Annotated in this window: 20 protein-coding genes; 18 read left to right on the top strand and 2 right to left on the bottom strand. The window is 65.9% G+C overall.

Annotated elements, in window-relative coordinates; all coding sequences use genetic code 11:
• Positions 1–1,032: HD-GYP domain-containing protein (locus G579_RS16805; protein WP_038019168.1), on the top strand; the 1,032-nt coding region annotated here is incomplete at its 5' end.
• Positions 1,033–1,110: 78 nt separating this feature from the next.
• Here G579_RS16805 and G579_RS18295 read toward each other — a convergent pair.
• Both G579_RS18295 and G579_RS0109165 read right to left on the bottom strand, forming a co-directional pair.
• Entirely contained in the window at positions 1,111–2,271 is a 1,161-nt protein-coding gene (locus G579_RS18295; protein ID WP_028989947.1) for a DUF5666 domain-containing protein, read from the bottom strand.
• Positions 2,268–3,092, bottom strand: coding sequence for a DUF6502 family protein (locus tag G579_RS0109165; protein ID WP_028989946.1), 825 nt, complete (start codon positions 3,090–3,092; stop codon positions 2,268–2,270). The genes G579_RS18295 and G579_RS0109165 overlap by 4 nt, the downstream gene beginning before the upstream one ends.
• 248 nt (positions 3,093–3,340) lie before the next feature.
• On the opposite strand from G579_RS0109165, the gene G579_RS0109160 reads away from it, so the two are divergent.
• The 17 genes from G579_RS0109160 (at position 3,341) to G579_RS19650 (ending at position 24,411) form a co-directional block, all read left to right on the top strand.
• On the top strand, positions 3,341–4,117 hold the full coding sequence (locus tag G579_RS0109160) for a hypothetical protein (protein WP_028989945.1): 777 nt from the start codon (positions 3,341–3,343) through the stop codon (positions 4,115–4,117).
• 17 nt (positions 4,118–4,134) lie between these two features.
• Positions 4,135–4,743 (top strand): hypothetical protein, encoded by a 609-nt coding sequence (locus G579_RS0109155; RefSeq protein ID WP_028989944.1) that lies wholly within the window; start codon positions 4,135–4,137, stop codon positions 4,741–4,743.
• 436 nt (positions 4,744–5,179) lie between these two features.
• A complete protein-coding gene (locus G579_RS18290; protein ID WP_162142991.1) occupies positions 5,180–8,329 on the top strand; it encodes a sensor histidine kinase in 3,150 nt (1,049 codons plus the stop codon).
• 1 nt (position 8,330) lies between these two features.
• On the top strand, positions 8,331–8,966 hold the full coding sequence (locus G579_RS0109145; RefSeq protein ID WP_028989943.1) for a response regulator: 636 nt from the start codon (positions 8,331–8,333) through the stop codon (positions 8,964–8,966).
• 289 nt (positions 8,967–9,255) lie between these two features.
• A complete protein-coding gene (locus G579_RS0109140) occupies positions 9,256–10,794 on the top strand; it encodes a twin-arginine translocation signal domain-containing protein (RefSeq protein ID WP_028989942.1) in 1,539 nt (512 codons plus the stop codon).
• Between the two features lie 75 nt (positions 10,795–10,869).
• Positions 10,870–12,669, top strand: coding sequence for a bifunctional metallophosphatase/5'-nucleotidase (locus G579_RS0109135; RefSeq protein WP_028989941.1), 1,800 nt, complete (start codon positions 10,870–10,872; stop codon positions 12,667–12,669).
• Between the two features lie 230 nt (positions 12,670–12,899).
• The gene (locus tag G579_RS0109130) at positions 12,900–14,711 is read left to right on the top strand and encodes a bifunctional metallophosphatase/5'-nucleotidase (RefSeq protein ID WP_162142990.1); all 1,812 of its coding nucleotides are present in this window, start codon (positions 12,900–12,902) and stop codon (positions 14,709–14,711) included.
• 138 nt (positions 14,712–14,849) lie between these two features.
• Positions 14,850–16,007, top strand: coding sequence for a GGDEF domain-containing protein (locus tag G579_RS16790; RefSeq protein WP_051181301.1), 1,158 nt, complete (start codon positions 14,850–14,852; stop codon positions 16,005–16,007).
• A 221-nt stretch (positions 16,008–16,228) separates the two neighbouring features.
• Positions 16,229–16,660: a type II secretion system major pseudopilin GspG gene (gene gspG / locus G579_RS0109120; RefSeq protein ID WP_211218704.1), complete on the top strand. Its 432-nt coding sequence runs from the start codon at positions 16,229–16,231 to the stop codon at positions 16,658–16,660.
• Positions 16,661–16,665: 5 nt separating this feature from the next.
• The gene (locus tag G579_RS0109115) at positions 16,666–17,853 is read left to right on the top strand and encodes a type II secretion system F family protein (protein ID WP_038019164.1); all 1,188 of its coding nucleotides are present in this window, start codon (positions 16,666–16,668) and stop codon (positions 17,851–17,853) included.
• Positions 17,850–19,550: a GspE/PulE family protein gene (locus G579_RS0109110; RefSeq protein ID WP_028989937.1), complete on the top strand. Its 1,701-nt coding sequence runs from the start codon at positions 17,850–17,852 to the stop codon at positions 19,548–19,550. The genes G579_RS0109115 and G579_RS0109110 overlap by 4 nt, the downstream gene beginning before the upstream one ends.
• A complete protein-coding gene (locus G579_RS19185; protein WP_051181299.1) occupies positions 19,531–20,361 on the top strand; it encodes a hypothetical protein in 831 nt (276 codons plus the stop codon). The genes G579_RS0109110 and G579_RS19185 overlap by 20 nt, the downstream gene beginning before the upstream one ends.
• Positions 20,361–20,894, top strand: a complete 534-nt coding sequence (locus G579_RS19180; RefSeq protein ID WP_162142989.1) for a PilN domain-containing protein — start codon at positions 20,361–20,363, stop codon at positions 20,892–20,894. The genes G579_RS19185 and G579_RS19180 overlap by 1 nt, the downstream gene beginning before the upstream one ends.
• Entirely contained in the window at positions 20,891–21,442 is a 552-nt protein-coding gene (locus tag G579_RS18285) for a hypothetical protein (protein ID WP_051181297.1), read from the top strand. The genes G579_RS19180 and G579_RS18285 overlap by 4 nt, the downstream gene beginning before the upstream one ends.
• Positions 21,442–21,978 (top strand): hypothetical protein, encoded by a 537-nt coding sequence (locus G579_RS16775; RefSeq protein WP_038019161.1) that lies wholly within the window; start codon positions 21,442–21,444, stop codon positions 21,976–21,978. The genes G579_RS18285 and G579_RS16775 overlap by 1 nt, the downstream gene beginning before the upstream one ends.
• Positions 21,975–23,906, top strand: coding sequence for a secretin N-terminal domain-containing protein (locus G579_RS0109085; RefSeq protein WP_211218703.1), 1,932 nt, complete (start codon positions 21,975–21,977; stop codon positions 23,904–23,906). Before G579_RS16775 ends, G579_RS0109085 begins: the two co-directional genes overlap by 4 nt.
• Complete coding sequence (locus G579_RS19650; protein ID WP_051181295.1) at positions 23,896–24,411, top strand: type II secretion system protein; 516 nt, start codon at positions 23,896–23,898, stop codon at positions 24,409–24,411. Before G579_RS0109085 ends, G579_RS19650 begins: the two co-directional genes overlap by 11 nt.
• Position 24,412: the final 1 nt, after the last annotated feature.

The raw sequence follows: 24,412 nt of genomic DNA, 5'->3' as shown, positions 1-24,412 counted from the left end.
GGCCGGAAGATTCTGGAGGAGCTGGTGCGGGCGATGGATCCGGGCTTGGTGGTGGAGAGTTTTGCGGAGCCGGAGGCGGCGCTGGCGCGTGCCCAGCGGCAGCCGCCGGACCTGATCCTGACCGACTACAAGATGCCGAGCATGGACGGCGTGACCTTCATCCAGCGCATCCGCGCCCTGCCCGGCTGCGCCGACGTGCCGCTGGTGGTGATCACGGTGGTGGAGGACCCGCAGATCCGCTACCAGGCCCTGGATGCCGGCGCCAGCGACTTCCTCACCCGTCCCATCGACCAGTACGAATGCCGCGCCCGCTGCCGCAACCTGCTGACCCTGCGCCGCCAGCAGCAGCTCATCAAGCACCGCGCCCACTGGCTGGAAGACCAGGTGGCCCTGGCCACCCGCGAGATCCGCGCCCGCGAGCGCGAGACCCTGCTGCGCCTGGCCAAGGCCGGCGAGTACCGCGACGAGGAGACCGGCAATCACGTGCTGCGCATGGCCAAGTACTCGCGCCTGTTGGCCGAAGCCGTGGGCCTGAGCGAGGCCGAGTGCGACGAGATCGAGCTGGCCGCGCCCATGCACGACATCGGCAAGATCGGCGTGCCCGACAGCATCCTGCTCAAGGCCGGCCGGCTCACCGCCGAGGAGTTCCGCATCATGCAGGCGCACACCACGATCGGCCATGCCATCCTGAGCGGCAGTCCGTCGCGCTATCTGCAGCTCGGCGCGGTGATTGCCCTGGGCCATCACGAGCAGTACGACGGCAGCGGCTATCCGCAGGGCCTGCGCGGCCAGGCCATTCCGCTGGCCGCCCGCATCGTGGCGGTGGCCGACGTCTACGATGCCCTGACCTCCACCCGGCCCTACAAGCCGGCCTGGTCGGTCGCCGATGCCCGCCGCTACCTCCAGCAGCAGGCCGGCCGCCACTTCGACCCCGACTGCGTCCACGCCTTCCTCGCCCAAAGCGACAAGGTGCGCCTGATCCAGGAGCTGCTGCGCGACCCGAACCCGCTGGACCCAGAGCTGGGCATCTAATCCGGCCCAGTCATGGCCGGGTGCAGGAGCGGCGGGCGAGGGCCCGCTTGCTGCCGCCGCGCCGTTGTCAGGACGGGCTCAAGGCCGCGGCGTCTCCGGACGTTGGATTTCGGGGCGTTGGATCTGCGGGCGCAGGATATCGGGCCGCTGGATCTCGGGGCGCTGAATGCCGGAGCGATCCTGTACAGGCAGCGCCGGGCGTCGCACTGGGGTCAGCGGGAAGGCCGGAGTGTCCAGCGGGCTGTTGCTGAGTTCGATCCGCCGGATCACCAGGCCCCTGTCAGGCGCTAAGGTGCCCTGCATGGTAACGAAGCTGCCGGCCTTGGCCTGCGCAGCGTCAGCTGCGCCCACGGGAATGCCGTTGCTGACGAGCTGGCGGGAGCCAGGCTGCTGATAGAGATAGCCCTGCATTTCCACCTGGTCTCCGGCCTTGCCGATGAGGATGTGCTCGGGTCGGACCCTCAGGGCTTGCAAGGCACCAGGCGCATAGCGGCCCCGCACCACGACTCGCTGACCGATCCGGATATCCTTCAACTGCTGCGGCTGAGCGACGGCAATCTCCCGCTGCCCGACTTGCAGGACCGCCTTCTGCGTGTCGATGGCGCGTACCGTGCCCCGCAGGATGAACGGGGCAGCCGCCTTCGTTGCGGGGATGTCGAGACGGGTCAGGCGGGTGGCCGTCCAGGCGCCGTTGCCCCGGACGAAACCGTGCATGGCGATCAGGTCGCCGGCTCGGATGTCCTCCAGGCGCAGCGTCTGGTAGCGGGGGTCTTGGCTGGCGAGGAGTTTGCCCGCCTGGATCGTCTGTCCCAGCAGCTCGAGGCTGCCGTTCTCGCGGTCCACTCGTTCCACCAGTCCTTGCAGCTGATAATCGCTATGCACGCGCAAGGTGCGCGCGTGGCCGGAGCGGGCATCCAGCCGGGCCTCCACCGCGACCACGTCGCCGATGTGCAGATCGCTTTCCCGGGCGGGCATGCCGTTCAGCAGCACCTCGGTCCGCTCATCCAGGAAGTACTCCCGACCATTCACGAAAATGCTGCCGAAGCCTTGCACGATGCCGTAGGCGGTGATGCCGGTGCCGCCGATGCCGCTGATGCCCGTGCCGCCGATGCCGCCGGCGAGCGCCAAGTCCGCATTGCGGGAGGCGAGCGGGGAGCTCGTGCTGCAGGAGCTCAAAAGCAGAAATGCCAGAGCTGCCCCCCAGAAGCGCAGCGACTTGAACCCGCCAGGAGCTTTCATGTGCCTTGCTCTCCCTTGTTCTCTTCGTAGTAGTACACGCCGAAACGCATCCGTTTGCGGGGCTGCATGGGGTCTTCCGGTTCCTTTTCCCTATCGAGCGGCATGACCAAACGGTTGACCTCGCGCAACAGCCGGTCGCCCAGTTGGAACAGCTCCGGGCGCAGGGCCGTCAGTTCCTCCGCCGGCACGGCGTCGTAGAAGACCGCCCGCTCGATGTAGGGCGCCTGGGCGCCGGCGATGTTGTGAAGCGCGCTTTCCAGGTGATCGCCGACATTCGCGCCCAGGAATGCCAGCTTGTCCTCGGGCAGGCTGGAGATGTAGCCGGTGCGCAGCAGGGAGACGCGGCCGTCGGCGTCCTGGCTGGCGACGCCGACCCGCATCAGTTCGTCCAGCACCGACTTGGCGCGCAGATCCGCCTTGAGCTCCCGCACCAGGGATTCGAAGCTCGCCTTGCCATTTTCATCCCGGAACGGCAATGCCTGCGGCTTGCCCTGCGGGTCCTGATACTTGGGATCGGACACCCAGGCGGCGACCAGCCGGGCCGCCAGGTTCGCGCCCTTGCGCAGGGCCGGGGCCTCGCCGCTTTGGGCCAGTTCCTGGCGGATGCGCTTGACATCCTTGCGGTGAATGCCGGTGAGCAGGCTGATGCGGCTGTCCGTGGCGGGTTGCTGGGGCGTCGTGGCGTAGTGGCGCTCCGCCTCGGCCACGTAAACCACCTTGAGCAGCTCGCTCAGGGCAGGGTAGGTCCAGCCTTGGCCGATCAGGTAGCGGATCAGGGGCTTCAGGAGGGCGAGGATTGCGGCTTTCAGGGGTGCTTCCATGAATTTGGGCGCCTGGATTCTTGTGGCTGTTATGGCTGAAGTGGCTATCCTACTACACCGCGGACTGTGGGACAAATTCCCACAAGGGTGCGGGTAGTAAATGTTTTGCGTGTTGACTGTGGGAAAATTTCCCACTATATTGCCGGACAAGGAGAGCCCGTGATGGCCAAGTCGCTGGACCGGGATGCTGGTTCGAACCTGAGGCGGTGTGCTGCGGACAGCAACCCGCCCGAGCAAAGGAGATGGATATGCGTATCGTTGCTGTATTGACAGCCACCCAGATAGTTGCGGTGTTTCCCGTTCTCGCCTACGCCCAGTCGGCGGATTCCACGGTCACTGTGGGCAGCATGGCGACCTACACTGAGGGCAAGTTCGGCACCGATCAGACGACCAAGATCTGGTATGTGCCCACCTACTTTCAGTACCAGACCGGGGCGCTGCGCCTGAAGGCGACAATTCCCTACATCTCGGTCGAGAGCCAGGGCGCCGTGCTATCCGGCGGCACGGTGATCGGCACTTCTGGCAGTACGAAACCTGTCACCCGCAGCGGGCTGGGCGACATCTGGCTGGACGGCAAGTACACCATTCGCGGGAGCGGCGGGATGCCCGATCTGGTGCCCTACGCCAAAGTCAAGCTGGGCACGGCTTCCGCCGCCGACGGGCTGGGCACCGGCAAGAACGATTATGAGACCGGCCTCGGGCTGGAAGGGATCATCGGCACGCGGATCTTCCCTTTTGCCACCCTGGGCTACCGATGGATCGGCAAGCCGGAGGGGAGCAGCTTGCGGGATATCGCCACTTACGACGCCGGCAGCAGCTTCACCTTCGGAGAGCAGCACGTGCTGACCTTGATGTTCGCCGGCCGGCAGTCGGCGCAACCGGGTTTTCCAGCCGCGGCGGATGCCATCGCCGCCTGGAATTACAACCTCAAGCCGGGCAGCGGCTTGCAGGTATACGTGGATAAGGGCCTCAGCGATGGGAGCCCGGACTACAGCGTAGGTATCGGCGGCCAAGTCCGCTTTTAAAGAAAGGAGAAAGTCAGATGAAAAAGAGCCATATCGTAGCCGCAGCGGTCGCATCGGTCCTGGGTTGGGGTGCCATGCCCGTGCTTGCGGCGGATGCCAGCGTCAGCGTGAGTGGCGACGCGAGCGTCCGCACCAACGTCGGTGCAGCCGTGGAGACGGCGCGCGGGAATGCCCAGGAGTATGCCGAAACGACGCGCAGCAATGCCCAGCAGTATGCCGCGACCGCACGGGCGAATGCCGAACAGCACGCCGAAAGCATGCGGGCCAACGCCCAGCAGCATGCCGAGACGGTGCGTACCCGCGCCCAGCAGCGCATTGAGGCCGTGCGGGAGCGCGCCGAGACCGCGCGGACCCAGGTGCAGCCTTATGCCGAGGCGGCACGCGCCGAGGCGCAGGAGAAGCTGGCCAATGCCCAGGAGCATGCCGCGATCGTGCGCGCGGGCGTTCAGCAGCAAAGTGAAGTTCGTGCCGGCATTCGGGATCGCGCCGAGGTCCGGGCCAGCGTGGAGGCCCGTGTTGCCGACCTCCGTCCGGAGATCCAGCGTCCGCAGATCCAACGGCCCGAGATTCAACGGCCTGAAATCCAACGGCCCGAGGTTCAGCGCCCTGACTTTGGCATGCGCTAAGGCAGGCTGAGCCTGGTGGAGCCCCGCGGATGACGATCCGCGGGGCTTTTGCGCGTGATCAGGCGGGGATGGCAGAATGGCTGAGATTGCGGCCCCTCGCGCCAAGAAGCCGGCGCGAAGGCGCTGGCAGGCGCCTGTGTTCGTTGGCTGCCTTGCCGTGCCGTGCTAGCATGCTGCGGCTGCATTCGGGGGGCCGATGAGAAACGCATTTCCAGTCAAGTTCATAGGTACGGCGGTTGTCCTGCTGGGGACTGCCGTGTTGCTTTTTTGGGCGGGGGATCTGTTTCCGACCCGCCCGTGGGCGCGCTCGCTGCATGCGATCAGCCCGAAGACGGCTTTGTGCTTCATCCTGTCCGGCGCAGCCCTGTTGCTGCCGGAGCGGATTTCCGGGAGGAGCCGCATTGCCCGCTCGGGGTTCGGTGCTGCGGTATTGTTCTTGTCCCTGATCACGCTGCTGCAGCAGGCTTGGCAGCTGTACCCGGCACCGGGGCCGTGGAGCCTGCTCTTCAACGTGCTGCCGCAGGGGACGGAGTTTTCGCGTTCGGCCAACATGTCGGCCATGGCGGCGGTGGGCTTCAGCTTCTATGGGATCGCGTTGATCCTGCTGAATTACGTGTGGAAACGGAAGGTCTGGTTTTCCATTCACCTGTGTCTGACGCTGTCCTTCGCCATCGCCCTGATTGCGGTCATGGTATACCTGACCGGGGTTTCCCTCCTGCTGGACGGCGAGTTTTCCGTGGATGGCCAGATGAGCTGGCTCACGGCGCTGGCTCTGCTGATGCAGAGCATCGGCCTGTATCTGATTGCCATCCGCACGGAGCCGGTACTGGCCTATTATGTGGCACGCGAGGACCGGAAGATCGTCATGGTCAGCGCCTTTCTGCTGTTGACCACGACGCTCGTCGCGGGCCTGGCCGGGGCCGGCGTTCTGTTGCACCACTCCTACGGCGTCCTGGGCCAAACCTTGAAGCATGCCCTCGACAGCAAGTCGCTGGTGTTCCAGAACGCGGTCAAGGACGCCCAGGGCGAGGCGGTCTGGATGGCCGGTTTGGTCGATAACATGCAACCGCATGGCATTAGCACGCTTTTGCCCATGATGAGCGCGAGGTATCCCGATCTGGGCGAGAAAGAGACCCACCGGCTCGTCGCCATCCAGATCCTGGATGCCAAAGGACGCACCATGGTGGCGACCGGTGCGCCACCGCATTCCGGGAATGTGCGGATCCCACTGCGGCGGCCTGAAAATGCCTGGCTGGTGTGGCATGACGGCTGGATATTGGAAAGCCATATCAAGCGGCGCGCCGCTTCGGGCGACAAGGGCGAGATCATCGTGCACCTGCGGCTGCATCGTCTGGACCGCCTGTTGCAGAAGAAGCTGGATCTGGGCGAAACCGGCGCGCTGGTGGTATGTGGCCCCTTCGACAGCGACACCATGCAGTGCCTGTCCGCGCTCCCGCGCCCCGACGCGCGCTACATTCCCACCCGGCTGGACCAAAAGCCGCTGCCGATCAGCCTGGCCTTGCAGGGCCGGGAGGGCATCGAGGTGACCTACGACTACTACGGTGAGAACGTCATTTCCGCCTACGGTCCCGTTGGCGACCTGGGCCTCGGCATGGCGCAAAAAATTGGCACGCAGGAGCTGTATGCGCCGCTGCGTGAGCGCTTCTGGGGCGCCATCGGGATTCTGCTCCTGCTGACGGTCGCCGGTACTGTGGTACTGTGGCGGGTGGTGCGCCCGCTGGTTTCCCGCCTGATGGATACCAGGACGCACCTGCTGACCGTGCTCAACAGTATTCCCGAGGGGGTGATCACCACCGATGCCCAGGGCATCGTGGAAACGGCCAATCCGGCAACGGTGGAAATTTTCGGCTACCCCGCGGAGGAGCTGCTGCGTCGTGACGTCGGCATGCTCGTGGTCGACCCGCGCAGGGGTGGCCAATGCACGCTTACGGACCTTGTCGGGATGCAGAAGGGGGCCAGGGGACAGCGGGAGCTGACCGGACGCCGCAAGGACGGCACGACTTTCCCCATGGAGCTCACCATCACCGGCTTCAACCTGGAGGGCCGGCAGCGCTTTGTCGGCATCGTGCGCGACATCACGGAGCGGCGCGCCGCGGAGGAGGCGCTGCATCGCAGCGAGGAGATGTTCCGGGCTCTGGTGGAAAACTCGCCCGATGTGATCATCCGCATCGACAGGCAGCGTCGGCGGGTGTACGCCAATCCGGCGCTCGAGTGGGTGACGGGCATTCCGCGGGAGCAGGTGGTAGGCAAGGTGCACAAGGAGTCCGGGCTGGCCGATCGGATCAGCCTGGATTGGTATCGGGCCATCGACATGGTATTTGCCACCGGGAAGGAGGCGGTCGTGGGGTTTGCACTAGAGCGGCCAGATGGCAAAAGGCACCTGCACGCCCGCCTGGTGCCCGAGTTCGGGCGGGACGGCTCGCTCCAGTTCGTCCTGGCCGTGGGCCGCGACATCACGGCCATCAAGCGCGCAGAGGAAATCCTGCGGGAAAACGAGATGCGCCTGCGGGGCATCACCTCCCATGTGCCGGGCATGGTGTTTCAGATGCTGCGCAACGGTCACGAGGGCGGCGTGACCTTTACCTATGTCAGCGAGGGGGCTGTGGAGCTGTGCGGGGTAGAACCCGAGAGAGTCCAGGCGGATGCGGAGGCCTTCCTGCGTCTGATCTGCTTCGACGATCGGCCCGGCTTCGACCGCTCGCTGGAGTTTTCCGCCAAGAATCTGACGCCCTGGAACTGGGAGGGCCGGGTTCTGGTGGGCGGCTATGGCGAGAAGTGGATCAGCCTGCGGGCCACCCCGCGGCAGCAGGAAGGCGACGCTGTGTTGTGGGATGGCATTCTCCTCAATATTACGCAGAGCAAGCGCAATGAGCAGGAGCTGCGGCAATCGCGGGAGTTCCTGCGCGATCTGGCGGCGCACCACGAGGCGGTGCGTGAGGAGGAGCGCAAGCACATCGCGCGCGAGATTCACGACGAGCTGGGCCAGGTGCTGACGGCGCTGAAGATGGAGGTGTCGCTGATGGGCATGAGCTTTGCCGGCGGCAATCCCGGTATGCAGGAGAAGGTGCAGATCCTGAAAGGCATGATCAACAGCACGATCCAGACCGTGCGCCACGTGGCAACCAGCCTCCGGCCGGCGGCCCTGGACCTGGGCATCACCTCGGCTATCGAATGGCTGGCGGACGAGTTCGGCAGGCGCGGGGGAGTGAAGTGCGCGTTGCACATCCACGATGAGATCGAGCTGGATGACAGCCGCGCGACCGGGATCTTCCGTATTCTGCAGGAGTCGCTCACCAACGTGGCGCGCCATGCGCAGGCCAGCCGGGTGGAAATCACGCTGCAGCGGCGCGAGCAGGTGCTGTATCTGGAGATCAAGGACGACGGCAAGGGTTTCGATCCGGAGGCGGTGAAAAGCCGGGCCTCCTTCGGTCTGCGCGGCATCACCGAACGCGTGCTCATGATGGGCGGAGAGGTCAACATCGATAGCCGGCCGGGGCAGGGGACCATGTTGTGCGTGTGCATACCCATCGCGCAGCAACCGGAAAATCTGAAGCTGGTGATATGACATGATCAGACTACTCATTGCAGATGATCACGCCATCGTGCGTGAAGGCTTGAAGCAGATGATCGCGCTGGCCGGCGACATCGTGGTGGCGGGCGAGGCGGCGGACGGCTACGAGGTGCTCGAGCAGGTGCGCAGGCAGGCGTTCGATGTGGTGTCCCTGGACATGTCCATGCCGCGGCTGAGCGGCGTGGATCTGATCAAGCGGATCAAGCTGGAGCGCTGCGGGCTGCCCATCCTGATACTCAGCATGCACAACGAAGGGCAGTTCGCCATGCGGGCGCTGAAGGCCGGCGCCTCCGGCTACCTGACCAAGGACAGTGATCCGGAAACCCTGATCGCCGCCATCCGCAAAGTCGCGGCAGGGCGCAAGTTCATCGACCCGACCCTGGTGGAGGAGGTGGTGTTCGAGACGGTGCTGTCGGATGGCCAAGCCCCCCACGGGCTGCTGTCCGATCGCGAGTTCCAGATCTTCCAGCTGATCGTCTCCGGCAAGGGCCTGAACGACATCGCCGCGCAGCTGTCCCTGAGCGCCAAGACCGTGAGCACCTACAAGGCCCGGCTCATGCAGAAGCTCGGCGTCTCGAACAATGCCGATTTGGTGCGTTATGCCCTGAAGCACGGCCTCATCGAGCAGTAATCCCCCCTGGCCTGCCCCGCTGCCGGCCTGTCGTCCCATTCCCGCCGTCCCGCGTAGGGAAATTCCTACCCGGCCCGCTAAATCGCCTACAGCCATCTCCTGGCATCTGACAAGAGAATCCGTTCACGCCTACGGAAATTTCCGTAGTCCCTGATATTTTCCCGCCGCCTTACACGCCAGTATTTTGCTGTCCCGCACGAGGGGCATGCGAGCAACAAACCCTCTCCTTGGATGCTTCGCCCAGCCGTGCGCGGCTGGTGTTCAAGCAATTACCCGTAAGGAAAAAATCATGAGTGACAAGACGCAAAAACCTGATGAGAACCGGGTGGGGGCGGAGTCCAGGCTCAGCCGTCGCGACCTGCTCAAGACCATGGGTCTGGCGGGCGCGGCCGCGAGCGTGGCTCCCCTGATCAGCGCGACGGAAGCAGTTGCCGGCCCGGCCGATGCCAGGGGCAGGGGCGTGCCTTTCGCCGCCGCTGCCAACGAGGGCTTTCCGCAAGCCAAGCATCCGAACGAAATCTGGTCGGTGGACTACGCGGGCAACCTCTTCCCCGGCCTGCGCAACGGCCCGGCGCTTTATGCCATGTTCTTCCCGGCCACCGGCATGCACATTGAGGACAACGGCTCGATCAAGGTGGCCGATGCCCGCAACTCGGTGCTCCGGAACATTTCCAACCTGGGCGACGTGACCGTCTTCAGCGGCAGCACCCAGCAGTATCCCTTCCGGGACGGCAAGCAGACCGAAGCGACCTTCAACAGCCCCAATGACATCGACAAGCTGAGCGACGGCAGCTACGTCGTGGGTGACCGCGAGAACAACGCGATCCGGCAGGTGTTCCCGGACGGCACGGTCAAGACCATCGCCGGCCAGGGCAACTGCAAGAACAAGTACAACGGCGATCAGGCCATCGGCACGCAAGGCACGCTGAACCGGCCGCTCACCCTGACGGCGGCCCGCCAGCACACCGCCTGGCACAGCGCGGACACCGTCTACTTCGCCGACCGCGACAATCAGCTGATCCGCAAGCTGGTGCCCAATGGCGATGGCACCTTCGCCCTGGTCACCGTGGCCGGCACGCCGCCCACCACCGGGTCCGACCCTTGCGGTGCGCTGGTCTACTATCCCGGCCGCGTGGACGGCCCGGCCAACCAGGCCCGCTTCCGCGGCGCCTGCGGCGTGGTGCTGAGCCCCGATGAGCGCTATCTGTACGTGGCCGAGCGCGACAACAACGTGGTGCGGGTCATCGACCTGATGGAAAACACCGTCGGCACCTACGCCGGCGTGGTCATGACCGGCCAGGGCAAGGGTGCCTACGTGGACGGTCCCGCCAACACAGCCCGCTTCAACGGTCCCTCCCAGATCGACTACGACAACGAGGGCAACCTCTATGTGGCCGATCGCTTCAACCATGTCATCCGCAAGATCACCCCGAGCGGCAATCCCATGCTGGGCCGCACCGTCGAGACTTTCGCCGGCGTGCCGATGCAGAGCGGCCGCATCAGCGGTCCGGCCAACCGGGCCAAGTTCCATGAGCCCTGGGGCTTGGCGGTCGACCGCAAGAACAACCTGGTCTTCGTTGGCGATACCGGCAACAGCCGGGTGGCGGTGATCGGTGCCCACAAGGATATCTGGCCCGCTTTCGTGGAGCGCATCAACAAGGCCCGCGCCTACGAATACGCGCGGCTCATGTCCGCCTACCGCGACTACTACCAGGGTGAGCAGCAGCGCGACCCGCAGTTGCCGAACGCCTACGGCAACGAGGGTGTCGGCGAGCGTGCCAGGCCGGACGGCAATCTCTACAGCGACGCACCGCGCTCCACCCGCTAGACCAGGGTGGGTGAGGGGAGGGGCGAGCGGTCTTTCCCCTTCAGTATTTCTCTAAACCACAATAGGGAGTTTTCAATGACCAACAACAAGTTGTTCCGCGCCGTCTCGGCGACGCTGGCGGCGTCACTGGCGGTGGCGGCTCTGGCGCCTGCCGCCGTGGCGGCCCCGGCCATGATGGACAAGAAATGGGAAAACAAGCCCCAGATGCCGAAGCAGCAGGAAAAGACCATGCAGCTGACCCTGCTGCAGATGGGCGACATCCACGGCCATCTGATCCCGCGCGCGCACCTGCGCAGCGACGGCAACGGCGCCCAGTGGGGCGGCTTGGCTTACATGTACAGCAAGATCCAGGAGCTTCGCGCCAAGAACCCCAACACGCTGCTGTTCAACACCGGCGACACCATCCAGGGTTCGGCCGAGGCGCTGTACACCAAGGGTCAGGCGCTGGTGGACGTGCTCGACCACTTCGGCATCGTCGGCTTCGCCCCGGGCAACTGGGACTATCTCTACGGCGCCGAGCGCTTCGTCGAGCTCTTCGGCAACGGCCGCTGGGGCGGCGTGGCGGCCAACGTCTACTATGATCCGGCGGTCTACCCGGACAAGGCCGGCCAGACCGTGCTGCCGCCCTACCGCATCCTCAACCTGAACGGGCTCAAGATCGGCCTGATGGGCCTGAGCACCGAGCGCATCACCCTGGCCCCCGGGCCCTTCGCCACCGCCGGCTTCATCGCCACCAGCGAAGGCGAGGAAGTCCCCGGCATCGTGGATACCCTGCGCAATCAGGAGAAGGTGGATCTCGTGATCATGGTGTCCGAGTTCGGCCTGGCCAAGAACGTCCAATTCGGCGAGAAGTACGCCGGCATCGACGTGATCCTGTCCTCCGACATGCATGAGGAAACCAGCCGCGAGCCGGTGGTGACCCGCAACGGCACCATCGTGACCGAGGTCGGCCAGGATGGCACCCGTCTGGGCCAGATCGACCTGGACATCCGCAACGGCAAGATCGCCAACTGGAAGTACACCTTCCACACCATCGACAGCAGCAAGATCAAGCCCCATCCGAAGATCGCGGCGCTGATCAAGCAGAAGCGCAGGGAGTTCGTGGCGGGCCGCGGCTTCAAGGCGCACATCAATCCCTTCAACGGCATGGTGCTGAAGACCCCCATCGACACCGTGGTGGGCAAGGCGGAGGTGCCGCTGTACCGCGCCAACTTCTCCGACGAGAACATGCCCGGCGCCGTCGAGGGCACGTCCCACGACTTCATCGCCGACGCCTTCCGCGACCAGGCCGGCGCCGACATCGGCCACATGCGCGGCTTCCGCTATGGCACGCACGTCGCGCCTGGCGACATCAAGCTGGAGGACCTCTACCACTACATCGCCATCGGTCCGCAGGTCGCCAAGACCACCATCACCGGCCAGATGCTGAAGGACGACCTGGAGAACAACGCGGATGGCTCCTTTAATCCCGATACCTTCAAGTGGACCGGCGGCTGGCAGCAGGCCCTGAGCGGGGTGAAGTACGACCTGGATCTGTATGCCTCCAAGGGCAACCGTGTCCAGAACGTGCAGATCCTCAACCGCACGACCGGGCAGTGGGAAGCGTTGGATGCGGCGAAGAGCTACACCTACGCCGGCTACTGGTATGACCAGGCGCCGAAGAAGGTGGGCGCGCTCATCAGCAGCAACCCGGTGACCCCGGTCAAGGGCGCCAAGGGCGAGGTGCTGGACGGCACGGCCGTGGTGGTGAACTACCTGAAGACCCACACCGCCAATCCGGAGCAGAACCGCATCCGGCTGCTGAATCCGCTGCCGGCGCCGGTCTACGGCAATCCGGAAATCCAGCCGCTGCAGGGTGTGAGCACGGCTTATTAGTAGGTGAGCCACAAGGCAGCATCTCTGCCGCAATGTGGCTCGGGCAGACTGGCCAGGGGGCCGCGGGTCGAAACGAGGCCCCCCCGGTCGTCCGACTGGTTTGAAAAACCAGCAAAAACAAGTTAGCGCGAAAACTCGAGCGGATGCAAGCGGCGGGCAGTTTGGGCCGCGCCGGCGCATGGCTCGCGGCGACGCGCTCGACGTGGTTTTGCTCGACAGGAAACATGTGCATGAGAAGAAAAATCCATTTGGTATTAGCCTCGTGGCTGGCGGCAGTGGCACTGCCGGCATCGGCCAGCGCGGCAGGTGCGGGGCCATTGCCGGCCATCGCGCTGGCCAAGGCCGAGGCCCGATCCGGAGCCGCCGACAAGGCAGCTGCGGTCGCGCCGCAGCGCATGGTCAAGAGCTTGACTTTGCTGCAGATGGGCGACATCCACGGCCATCTGGTCCCGCGCGCGCACCTGCGCAGCGACGGCAACGGCGAGAAGCGAGGCGGCTTGGCGCGGATGTACACGCGTATCGCCGGGATCCGCGCCACCCATCCCAACACGCTGCTGTTCAACACCGGCGACACCATCCAGGGTTCGGCCGAGGCGCTGTACACCAAGGGCCAAGCGCTGGTGGACGTGCTCGATCACTTCCGCATCGATGGCTATGCTCCGGGCAACTGGGACTACGTGTATGGCCTGGAACGCTTCGTCGAGCTCTTCGGCAACGGCCGCTGGGGCGGCGTGGCGGCCAACGTCTACTATGACGAGGCCGTGCACCCCGAGAAGGCCGGCCAAACTCTGTTGCCGCCTTACCGGATCAAGTACGTGAATGGCATCAAGGTCGGCATCCTCGGCCTGTCCAGCGAGCGGGCCATCAACGCGCTGGGCCCGTGGGTGACCAAGGGCATCAAGTTCGCCGACGATGGCGCCGAATTGCCCGGCTACATCGACCTCCTGCGCAACAAGGAAAAGGTGGACGTGCTGGTGCTGCTCTCCGAGTTCGGCCTGGCCAAGAACGTCCAGTTCGGCGAGAAGTACGCCGGCATCGACGTGATCCTGTCCTCCGACATGCATGAGGAAACCCCCGAGCCGGTGGTGACCCGCAACGGCACGCTCGTGGTGGAAGCCGGCCAGGACGGCACCCGCCTGGGACAGATCGATCTCAAGCTGCAGGGCGGCAAGATCATCGACCGCCAATTCACCTTCCACACCATCGACAGCACCGTCGAGCCCACGCCCCAGATCCGGGCCCGGATCAAGAGCGTGCGCATGGCCTTCCTGGATGGTCCGTTTTTCCGGCCGCACCGGAATCCCTTCAACGGCACCGTGCTGAAGACCCCCATCGACACCGTGGTAGGCACGGCGGACATCGGCCTGCACCGCAGCAATTTCTCCAACGAGGACATGCCGGCGGCGGTCGAAGGCACTTCGTCCGATTTCCTGGCGGATGCCTTCCGCGATCAGGCCGGCGCCGACATCGGTCAGATCCGCGGTTTCCGCTACGGCACGCACGTCGCGCCCGGCCCGATCAAGCTGGAGGATCTCTACCACTACATCCCCATTGGTCCGCAGATCGCCAAGATCAGCATCAACGGCCAGACGGTGAAGAACATGCTGGAGGGCAGCGCCAACGGCAGCTTCAACCCCGACATCTTCGCCTGGACCGGCGGTTGGCTGAACGGATACAGCGGCCTGAAGTTCGACCTGGACGTCTACGCCGCCGCCGGCCAGCGCGTGCAGAACATCCGCGTGTTCAACCGCCAGAGCGGGCAGTACGAGCCACTGAATCCGGAGGGCAGCTACACCTTCGCCGGCTACTGGTATGCGCAGAACCCGACCGACGTGGGCGGGGTCCGGACCAGCGGACCGGTGCTGCCGGTCAAGGGCGCCAAGGGCGAGGTGCTGGACGGCACGGCCGTGGTGGTGAACTACCTGAAGACCCACACCGCCAATCCGGAACCGCACCGCGTGCGCTTGCTGAGTCCGCTGCCGGCGCCGGTCTACGGCAATCCGGAAATCCAGCCGCTGCAGGGGGTGCCGACCGCGCATTGACTATGGGCGGTGGCGGCTGTCGGGTCGCCGCCGCCACTCGCCGGATGAACATGGGGGAGCGCATCCCGGACGGGCGCGCGGCGATGAGGCGCCGGGTCCATGGGGAGATTGCTGAGAACAAGACGAAAGAGAGCCGCGATGAAACCGACCGACAAGACGTTGCTGGAGCAGATGCGCATTCACGAAATGGAAATCGAGTTCCGCAAGGAACTGCTCGGGTTTTCCCATGAAGACGTCGAGCTCCTGAACCTGTGCCGGGGCTTCATCCGCGAGGAAATCGATCGCATCGTATCGGCTTTTTTCGAGCGCTTCACCGCTGTCGAGGAGATCGGCTTCATCATCGGTGATGCCGAGACCCTGAGGCAGCTCATGCATGCGCAGAAGAAATACGTGCTGGACCTGTTCGGGGGCCTCTATGACGAGACCTACGCGAGCAGCCGGGTGCGCCTTGGGCTCATGCACAAGCGCCTGGGCATCGAGCCCAAGCACTGTCTTTCCGCCATGCGCGTGCTGAAGGACATCCTGGTGGAGACCTTGCGAAGGCACGTCAGCGACGCCGCGCATGCATTGGCGGTGGTGAGCGCGCTGGACAAGCTGCTGTGCTTCGACGAGATGTTCATCGTCGAGACCTATATGCAGTGCCAGTCCCACGAAATCGAAGTGGCCAGGAAGCAGGCGGAACGCTACGCCGCGTGCCTGGAGAAAAAGGTGGCGGCGCGGACCCGCGAGCTGGAAGAGCTGTCGCGCAAGGATCCGCTCACCGAGCTGTACAACCAGCGCGCCTTCCGCGAGCTGCTGCGGCGCGACATCGCTTATGCGGAAAGGGCCGCGGTGCCGTTGACCCTGGTTTATTTCGACGTGGACCACTTCAAGGAGATCAACGACGAATTCGGGCACGCCAAGGGCGACGAGGTGCTCCGCATGATCGGCAAGACCCTGGTGGAGCTTGCCCGGGATTCGGATATCGCGTGCCGCTACGGCGGCGACGAGTTTTGCGTGGTACTGCCCGGTACCACGGAAGCACAGGCGGAGCATTTCTGCCAGCGCTTCATCGCCGCGATTGCGAAGCCATCCGGCCTGGTGAGCATCAGCATCGGCATCGCGCAAACGGGACCCGACAAATTCGATGATCCCGAAACCCTGCTCAGGCGAGCGGACAAGGGCATGTACAAGGCCAAGGAAAAGGCGGGCTTCCAAATTGCCCGATCTTCGGACGTGAACGATGGAACGAGTCTACCCATGCTCGGCGAGCCTTTCCGGTATCTCGCCGCGGATATCCAGACGGATCTGGGATAAGTGGAAAAGCGATTTCTCCGGCTTGGGGGGAACGGGCAATTGCCGTCTGCATGAACGGTCGTGCAGGCCAGAGCAAGTCGTCCGCCGGGCAATGGCGGCTGTGGAAGTTTTGCGTCCCGAGGGCATGCTGGCGTCAGCATGCCTTGTGCCGTTTTAAGCGGACGCCGGCAATGCGTGCCGGTGCCGATTTCGTGTGTTGGCAATCGAAAGAGAGGTAAGTCGTGATCGAAGCAAATTCGCGTGTTTCTGCCTGCAGCCGGGGTTTCACCCTGCTCGAGCTCTTGGTGGTGATGGTCATCATCGGCCTGCTGGCCGGCTATGTGGGGCCCAAGTACTTCGCGCAGATCGGCAAGTCGGAGGTCAAGACCGCGCGCGCCCAGATCGATGCGCTGGAGAAGGCCTTGGAGCAGTACCGCGTGGACACGGGCCGCTACCCGAGTACGGAGCAGGGATTGGCCGCCCTCAATGCCCGCCCGGCCGACGAGGCCAAATGGGCCGGTCCCTACCTGAAAAAGGCGATTCCCAACGATCCCTGGGGACAGCCCTATGTCTACCAACAGCCCGGTGCCCACGGCGATTTCGATCTGCTGTCCTACGGCAAGGACGGCCAGCCCGGCGGCAGCGGCGAAGCCGCGGACATCACCAACTGGTAATTCCCATGGCCCAGTTCGAGATCCGTGCCCTGCGCGAGCCCGGCGGGGTGGTTTCCCTCGTCTGCGAGGCCGCCGATGCGGAGAGCGCGGCGCGGCAGATGACCGCGCAGGGCTTGGCGGTGCTGGCCGTCAAGCCGCGGGCATCCTGGTCCGGCCTCACTCGCCGCCAGCGCTTCCCGCTGGTGCTTTTCAGCCAGGAGCTGCTGGCCCTGCTGGAGGCCGGCTTGGCGCTGGTGGAGGCGCTGGAGACCCTGGCCGAGAAAGAGCAGCGTGCCGAGACCCGGAAGCTGCTCAACCAGCTGCTGCAGGCGCTCTACGAGGGACAGACGTTGTCCGCCGCCCTGCAGCAGTTCCCGGATGCCTTTCCGCCACTCTACGTGGCCAGCACCCGCGCCAGCGAGCAGACCGGCGATCTGCCCGAGGCGCTGTCCCGCTACGTGGCCTATCAGGCGCAGCTCGACGTGGTGCGCAAGAAGCTGGTGAGCGCGTCCATCTATCCGCTGCTGCTCATCGGCGCCGGCGGCCTGGTCACGCTGTTTCTGCTGGTCTACGTCGTGCCCAAGTTCAGCCACATCTACGAGGACATGAGCGGTGACCTGCCGCTGATGTCCCGGCTGCTGATGGAGTGGGGGCAGCTGCTGGAAGCCCATGGCGGCACGGTCTTCCTGGGCCTGGGGCTGAGCTTGGCGGGCCTGGGCTATGGCCTGACCCGCAGCGCCGTCCGCGCCCGGATCGGGCAGCAGCTCTGGCAGATCCCGGCCGTGGGCGAGCGCATGCGCATCTATCAGCTGGCACGCTTCTACCGCACCCTGGGCATGCTGCTGCGCGGCGGGATCCCCATCGTCACTGGCCTGGACATGGCGGCCGGCCTGCTGCATCCGACCCTGCGCGCCCATCTGCAGTCCGCCGGCCAGCGGATCCGTGAAGGTCAGTCGCTGTCCCAGGCCATGGAGGCGCACCAACTCACTACGCCGGTGGCGCTGCGCATGCTCCGCGTCGGCGAGCGCACCGGCCAGATGGGCGAGATGATGGAGCGCATCGCCGCTTTTTACGACGAGGAGATGGCGCGCTGGGTCGACTGGTTCACCAAGCTTTTCGAGCCCTTGTTGATGGCCGTGATCGGCGTCGTGATCGGCACCGTGGTCGTGCTGATGTACCTGCCCATCTTTGAACTGGCCGGGAGCATTCAATGAGTCTGGATCATCACGTCAGCGGATCGGCGGGCTTCCGCATCCCGGCCGCGCAGCTCAGCCAGGCGCGCGCCGAGGCCGCCCGCAGCCGCCGCCGCCTGGTGGCGGTGCTGGAGGAGCAGTTGGGTCTGCCGCCGGTCGAATTTCTGCGCAGCCTGGGCGGCACCCTGCATTACCCGGTGCTGGACATGGCCGCATTGCGCAGCCTGGCGCCGGCCTTCGATCTGGTGCCGTACGCCGAGGCCCTGCGGCGCGAATGCCTGGCCCTGCGCAACGCCGACGGCGAGGTGCTGCTGGCCCTCGCCGATCCCTTCTCACCGGCGCTGCTGGACTGGGCGGAGGAGTGCCTGGGTGTGCCGTTCTCGCTGCAGCTCGTGCATCACGCCGACCTCGCCGCCCTGCTGGCTCATCACGAGGACCAGCTGCGCGCCATGGACGGGGTATTGCTGGGCGCGGACGCAGCCGGCGCGGCGGGTTCGGACGTGGAAGACCTGTCCCTGCAGGCCATCAGCGAGGACAGCAGCCCGGTGGTCAAATTGGTGCGCTCTACCTTGTATGACGCTCTCAGGAGTGGTGCCAGCGACATCCACCTGGAGACCGGGCCGGCGGGCCTGACCATCAAGTACCGCATCGACGGCGTGCTGAGCACGGTCGGCAGTGCCGCCGGCCAGGAATTGGCCGAGCAGGCCATCTCGCGCATCAAGGTGGTCGCCGAATTGGACATCGCCGAGCGGCGCGTGCCGCAGGACGGCCGCTTCAAGGTGCAGGTGCGCGGCCGCGAGGTGGACTTCCGCGTGTCGATCATGCCCAGCATCTTCGGCGAGGACGCCGTGCTGCGCGTGCTCGACAAGCAGTCCCTGTCCGACCAGATGCAGGGCCTGCGCCTGGACAGCCTCGGCTTCGATGCCGCCAGCATGGCCGAGCTGCGGCGCCTGGCCCGCGAGCCCTACGGCATGGTGCTGGTCACCGGGCCGACCGGCTCGGGCAAGACCACCACCCTCTACGCTTCGCTATCCGAAGTGAATTCCGGCCAGGACAAGATCATCACCATCGAGGACCCGGTCGAGTATCAATTGCCGGGCATCCTGCAGATCCCGGTCAACGAGAAGAAGGGGCTGACCTTCGCGCGCGGCCTGCGCTCGATCCTGCGCCACGATCCCGACAAGATCATGGTCGGCGAGATCCGCGATCCGGAGACCGCCCAGATCGCGGTGCAGTCGGCGCTGACCGGCCACCTGGTCTTCACCACCGTGCACGCCAACAACGTCTTCGACGTGCTCGGCCGCTTCCTGCACATGGGCGTCGATGCCTACAGCTTCGTCTCGGCCCTGAACGGCATCTCGGCGCAGCGCCTGGTGCGCGTGATCTGCCCGCACTGCGCGGTGGCCGACCAGCCCGGCGCGACCCTGCTGGCCGAAGCCGGCCTCAGTGAAGCGGAGGCCGCTGATTTCCGGTTCCGGATTGGACGTGGTTGCGGCCACTGTCGCGGCACCGGCTACAAGGGCCGCCGGGCCATTGCCGAGATCCTCACCCTTAATGACGAACTGCGGGAACTCATCCTCACCCGCGCACCCATCCGCCAGCTCAAGGAGGCCGCGCGCCGCAACGGCACCCGCTTCCTGCGCGAGGCGGCGCTGGATCTGGTGCGTGCGGGCGAGAGCACTTTACAGGAAATCAACCGTGTTACCTTCGTTTCTTGACCAGATTCGCATCAGCCTGGCCTCCGAGCGGCTGACCCTCGTGCGCCTGCGCGGCGGCCTGCGCCCGCGCGTGGCGGCAAAGCAGATCATCGAGTGCCCGGCGCCTGCGGGCGACGCCCCTTGGCGCGCCGCACTGGAAGCGCTGGCCTGCGCTTTGAGCCAGGCGGAGTGGCAAAGGGCGGAAGCCCGCGTCGTGCTGTCCAGCGGTCTCGTTCGCTACGGCCTGGTGCCGTGGAGCGGGGCGCTGCACAGCCCTCAGGAACAAGAAGCCTTGGTGCGCCACAGCTTTGCCAAAGTCTATGGCGACCGGGTGACCCAGTGGACCATGCGCTGGAGCACGGCAGGCAAGGGCGCACCGAGCATGACCTGCGCCGTGGACAAGGGCCTGCTGGACGGCCTGCGGGCGCTCGCCAAGCCCGCCCGGCTGCGCCTGCAGTCGGTGCAGCCTTACCTGATGGCCGCCTTCAACCAATGGCGGCGGCAGCTCAAAGGGCAGACCGCCTGGTTCGCGCTCGCCGAGCGCGACCGGCTGTGCCTGGCCCTGCTGCACCACGGCCAGTGGCAGCACATCCGCAGCCGGTCGCTTGCGGGCGGCCTGGATGCGCAGTTGCCCATCCTCTTGGAGCAGGCGCACGCGATGACCGAGCTGCCCGCATCGGGCAACGTTTACCTGCACGCGCCGGAGCATCCGGCACCCCGCTTCCCCGCCGACAGCCCCTGGTCGCTGCATACCCTTGCCTGGCCCGCTCGGCGGGGCCTCCTGCCGATGCAGGATGGGGCCTATGCGATGGCCATGAGCGGAGATCACTGATGCGTCGACTCGCCCTTGATTTTCAACAGAACGTTGGCAGTCGGAAGCTCGGCATGGTGCTGCTGCTCGCCGGCGCGGCCTGGGTCTGGTCGGCACTGGACAGCTATCGGGAGGTCCGGCAGGAGGTCGGCTTCTGGCAGGCCAAGCTTGCCCGCCTGCAGCATGCGGGCGCGCTCAAACCCGGACTGAGCGCCAGGAATACGGCGGATGCCAAGCACCTGCAGCCCGAGATCAGGCGCGCCAACGAGGTGCTGCAGCAGCTCGGCCTGCCGTGGGATGCGCTGTTCCGTGCCGTCGAGGACGCCACGAACGAGCAGGTGGCGCTGGTCGGCATCGAGCCGAACGCCAAAAAGCGGCTGGTCAAGATCAGCGGCGAGGCCAAGGACCTGGCGGCGGTGCTCGGCTACATGCAGCGGCTCGACCAGCAGATCGCCTTGTCCCGGGTGTACCTGCTCAACCATCAGGTGCAGCGGGAAAGCCCGGAGAAGCCGGTTCGTTTCGTCCTGAGCGCAATGTGGGCGGTGCAACCATGAAGCGGGTGATCTGGATGATGCGGCGCGGGCTGCAGCGCATCGGCTGGCAGGGCGCGGCGGGAATCGGCCTGCTGGCCGGCGCGGCGGCGTTGCATTTCACGGCCATCGCGCCGGCGCGGGCGGAAATTGCGCAGCTGCAGGCGGAAGCCGGCCGCCTGCTGCAGCAGAAACAACGTCAGGCGGGCCGCTCCCCGGTCTTCCAGCAGGCGGACCCGGCCGCCCAGCTGGCCGCCTTCTACGCACACTTCCCAGACGGCGCCCAGGCGCCGCTCTCGCTGGACAGGATCTTCCAGGCCGCCGCGCAGGAAAAGCTGCAGCTGGAGGAGGGCGAGTACCGGATCGTGGCGGACAAGGGCGTCAGGCTGACCCGGTACGAGATCACCTTGCCGGTCACCGGACCCTACATCCGGGTGCGCCGCTTCGTGGCCGGCGTGCTGAAGGACATTCCCACCGCCTCACTCGATGCCGTGAGCTTCCAGAAAGAGCGGGTGGGAGACAGCGACGTGAAAGCGCAAATCAAGTTGACCTTGTATCTGGGAGGTGCGTGATGGCCTTGTCCCACAATCAGCGCCGGATCGCCCTGGGGCTGGCCCTGGCCGCCACCCTGGTCGCGACCGTCTGGGCCAATCAACAGGAAGACGCCGGCGATGCGAATGCGCGCGCATCCCGCCCGGCGAGCGGTCAGGCACCGCGGGAGGTGCGGCTGGCCCGCACGCCGGAAGCGCCTGTGGATGCGTTGCAGCTCGACAAGCTGCAGCGCGCGGTGGAGCTCGGCGACGTGGATGACGTGTTCGCGAGCAAGTCCTGGGCGCCGCCGCCCAAGGTCGCGCCGGCGCCCCAGCTGCCGCCGCCTCCGCCCCCGCCGCCGGCGCCGCCCCCGCTGCCGTTCACCTACCTGGGCAAGCTCCTGGACGACGGCGAAACGACCGTGTTCCTGTCCTTCCAGGACCGCAATCTGGCGGTCAAGACCGGCGACGTCATCGACTCCCTCTATCGGGTGGACGAGATCAGGCCGCAGGCGCTGACCGTGACCTACCTGCCCATGGATGCCAAGCAAACGCTCTATCTGGGAGACAGAACTTGAGTTTGAAGAAACTGATTGCACCTCTGGTGATCGCTGCCGCCGTATCCGGCTGCGCAGGCGATCAGGCTTACCGCAAGGGCAACCGCCTCCTCAACGAAGGCAAGGCCGCAATGGGGCTGGAACAGCTGCAAAAAGCCGTCAGGCTCGAGCCCGGCAACAAGGAATACCGCATTACCCTGGCCCGCCAGCGCGAAATTGCCGTCAACAAGCTGCTCGGCGAGGCCGACACGGCGCGCGTGCTGGCCCGCTACGACGCGGCGGAAGCGGCTTACCAGCGCGTCCTGGCCGTCGACCCCCGCAGCGAGCGCGCACGGGCGGGCATGGCGGCGATTGCGACGGAGCGGCGCCACGAGGCCCTGCTGGCGGATGCCGAAGCGCTGGCGCGCCAAGGCGATGCCGACGCAGCGACGGCGAAGCTGCAGGCCGTGCTCGCCGAGAATCCGCGCCACCGCCAGGCGCGAGCCCTGCTGCAACGGGTCGAGGAGCAGGCGGCGCAGGCAAAGTCCGCGGCGCCGACCCTGAAATCGACCTTCAAAAAGCCCATCACCCTGGAGTTCCGCGACGCCAATCTGAAGGCCATCTTCGAAGTCATCTCCCGGACAGCCGGCATCAACTTCCTCTTCGACAAGGATGTCCGGCCCGACCTCAAGGCCAGCCTCTTCGTCAAGAACACCACCATCGAGGATGTCATCGATTTCCTGCTGGTGACCAACCAGCTGGCCAAGAAGGTGCTGAACGAGAACAGCGTGCTGATCTATCCCAACATCCCGGCCAAGAACCGGGATTATCAGGAACTGCGAGTCAGGACCTTCTATCTCGCCAATGCCGACGCCAAACAGGCGCTCAACCTGATCAAGACCATCGTCAAGACGCGCGACGTGTTCATCGATGAGAAGCTCAACACCCTCACCATGCGCGACACGCCCGACGCCATCCGCCTGGCGGAAAAGGTGCTGGCGACCCAGGATCTGGCCGAGCCGGAAGTGCTGCTGGAGGTGGAGGTGCTGGAGGTGAGCCGCACGCGCCTGACGGATCTGGGCATCACGCCGCCCACCGAGGCCACCGTGACCACTCTGGGCCTCGCGCCGCCCACGCTGACTCTGGCCGATCTCCAGCAGATCACCGCGAGCCGCGTCGGGGTATCGCCCCTGTCCGCCACCGTGCGGGCCCGCATGGAGAACGGCGATACCAACCTGCTGGCCAACCCGCGCATCCGCGTGAAGAACAAGGAGAAGGCCAAGGTGCACATCGGTGAGCGGGTGCCGGTCATCACCACCACCGTGACCTCCGCCGGCACCACGAGCTTCCTGCCGGAAACGGTGAACTACCTCGACGTGGGCATCAAGCTCGAAGTGGAGCCGCTCATCTCGCTGGATGACGAGGTATCCATCAAAGTCGGTCTGGAGGTCAGCAGCCTCGGGCAGAAAACCGTGACCCGCAGCGGCAGCGAGGTGTACCGGGTCGGCACCCGCAATGCCTCCACCACCCTGCGCCTGCGCGATGGCGAAACCCAGGCCCTGGCCGGTCTGATCAACGATCAGGAGCGCAAGACCGTCACCGGCATCCCCGGCTTCGGCCAGATCCCGGCCATCGGCCGTCTGTTCGCCAGCAGAAGCAAGAGCAAGGACAAAACCGAGATCGTGCTGCTGATCACGCCGCACATCGTGCGCAACCTGGATCGCCCGTTGCCCACGGCGGTGGACTTCGCCGCCGGCACCGATGCAGCCGTCGGTGGCGCCTCGCTGAACCTGCGCGGCAGCCTGCCCGTGAGCGAGCCTGCGCCAGTGCCTGCCCCTGCAGCGGAGCAGCCGGCGACACCGCCCCCGTCCGGTACGCCGCCTGCGGCTCCCGCACCGGCCCAGGCCACCCCGGGCGCCAACGCGACGCTGCCCGCCACCGAGCCGGAGGATCAGGAGAATGGCGAGTAAGCGCGGCCAGGGCGTGCCCGTCCGCCTCTCCGGCAGCCGCTGCGATGGCTTCACCCTGATCGAACTGGTGATCACGGTCGCCATCGTGGGGATTCTGGCGACCGCGGCCATGCCCATGGCCGAACTCGCGGTGCAGCGCAGCAAGGAGCAGGAACTGCGCAGCGCCCTGCGCGAGATCCGCACGGCCATCGATGCCTACAAACAGGCCGTTGACGAGGGCCGCATCACCAGGGCGGCCGATGCCTCCGGCTATCCGCCCAGCCTGCAGGCGCTGGCCGCCGGGGTCGAGGATGCCAAGCATCCTGGCCGCGCGAAGATCTACTTTCTGCGCCGCATCCCCCGCGACCCCATGGTGTCGGATCCGGGCATCCCGGCCGAGGAGACCTGGGGCCTGCGCAGCTATGCCAGCGCGCCGGAGGATCCGCAGGCGGGCGAGGACGTCTTCGACGTGTACTCGCGCAACGACCGGACCGGCCTCAACGGCATTCCCTACCGCGAGTGGTGAT

This window comes from Thermithiobacillus tepidarius DSM 3134 (assembly GCF_000423825.1).
Lineage (GTDB): Bacteria > Pseudomonadota > Gammaproteobacteria > Acidithiobacillales > Thermithiobacillaceae > Thermithiobacillus > Thermithiobacillus tepidarius.
This window is presented reverse-complemented; position numbering and strand designations above follow the sequence as displayed.

Bases quoted from the DNA above. Each gene is read 5' to 3' on its own strand.
- G579_RS18295 (WP_028989947.1), bottom strand. From the start codon at position 2,271: ATGAAAGCTCCTGGCGGGTTCAAGTCGCTGCGCTTCTGGGGGGCAGCT.
- G579_RS0109165 (WP_028989946.1), bottom strand. From the start codon at position 3,092: ATGGAAGCACCCCTGAAAGCCGCAATCCTCGCCCTCCTGAAGCCCCTG.
- G579_RS0109160 (WP_028989945.1), top strand. From the start codon at position 3,341: ATGCGTATCGTTGCTGTATTGACAGCCACCCAGATAGTTGCGGTGTTT.
- G579_RS0109155 (WP_028989944.1), top strand. From the start codon at position 4,135: ATGAAAAAGAGCCATATCGTAGCCGCAGCGGTCGCATCGGTCCTGGGT.
- G579_RS0109145 (WP_028989943.1), top strand. From the start codon at position 8,331: ATGATCAGACTACTCATTGCAGATGATCACGCCATCGTGCGTGAAGGC.
- G579_RS0109140 (WP_028989942.1), top strand. From the start codon at position 9,256: ATGAGTGACAAGACGCAAAAACCTGATGAGAACCGGGTGGGGGCGGAG.
- G579_RS0109135 (WP_028989941.1), top strand. From the start codon at position 10,870: ATGACCAACAACAAGTTGTTCCGCGCCGTCTCGGCGACGCTGGCGGCG.
- G579_RS0109130 (WP_162142990.1), top strand. From the start codon at position 12,900: ATGAGAAGAAAAATCCATTTGGTATTAGCCTCGTGGCTGGCGGCAGTG.
- G579_RS16790 (WP_051181301.1), top strand. From the start codon at position 14,850: ATGAAACCGACCGACAAGACGTTGCTGGAGCAGATGCGCATTCACGAA.
- G579_RS0109115 (WP_038019164.1), top strand. From the start codon at position 16,666: ATGGCCCAGTTCGAGATCCGTGCCCTGCGCGAGCCCGGCGGGGTGGTT.
- G579_RS0109110 (WP_028989937.1), top strand. From the start codon at position 17,850: ATGAGTCTGGATCATCACGTCAGCGGATCGGCGGGCTTCCGCATCCCG.
- G579_RS19180 (WP_162142989.1), top strand. From the start codon at position 20,361: ATGCGTCGACTCGCCCTTGATTTTCAACAGAACGTTGGCAGTCGGAAG.
- G579_RS18285 (WP_051181297.1), top strand. From the start codon at position 20,891: ATGAAGCGGGTGATCTGGATGATGCGGCGCGGGCTGCAGCGCATCGGC.
- G579_RS16775 (WP_038019161.1), top strand. From the start codon at position 21,442: ATGGCCTTGTCCCACAATCAGCGCCGGATCGCCCTGGGGCTGGCCCTG.
- G579_RS19650 (WP_051181295.1), top strand. From the start codon at position 23,896: ATGGCGAGTAAGCGCGGCCAGGGCGTGCCCGTCCGCCTCTCCGGCAGC.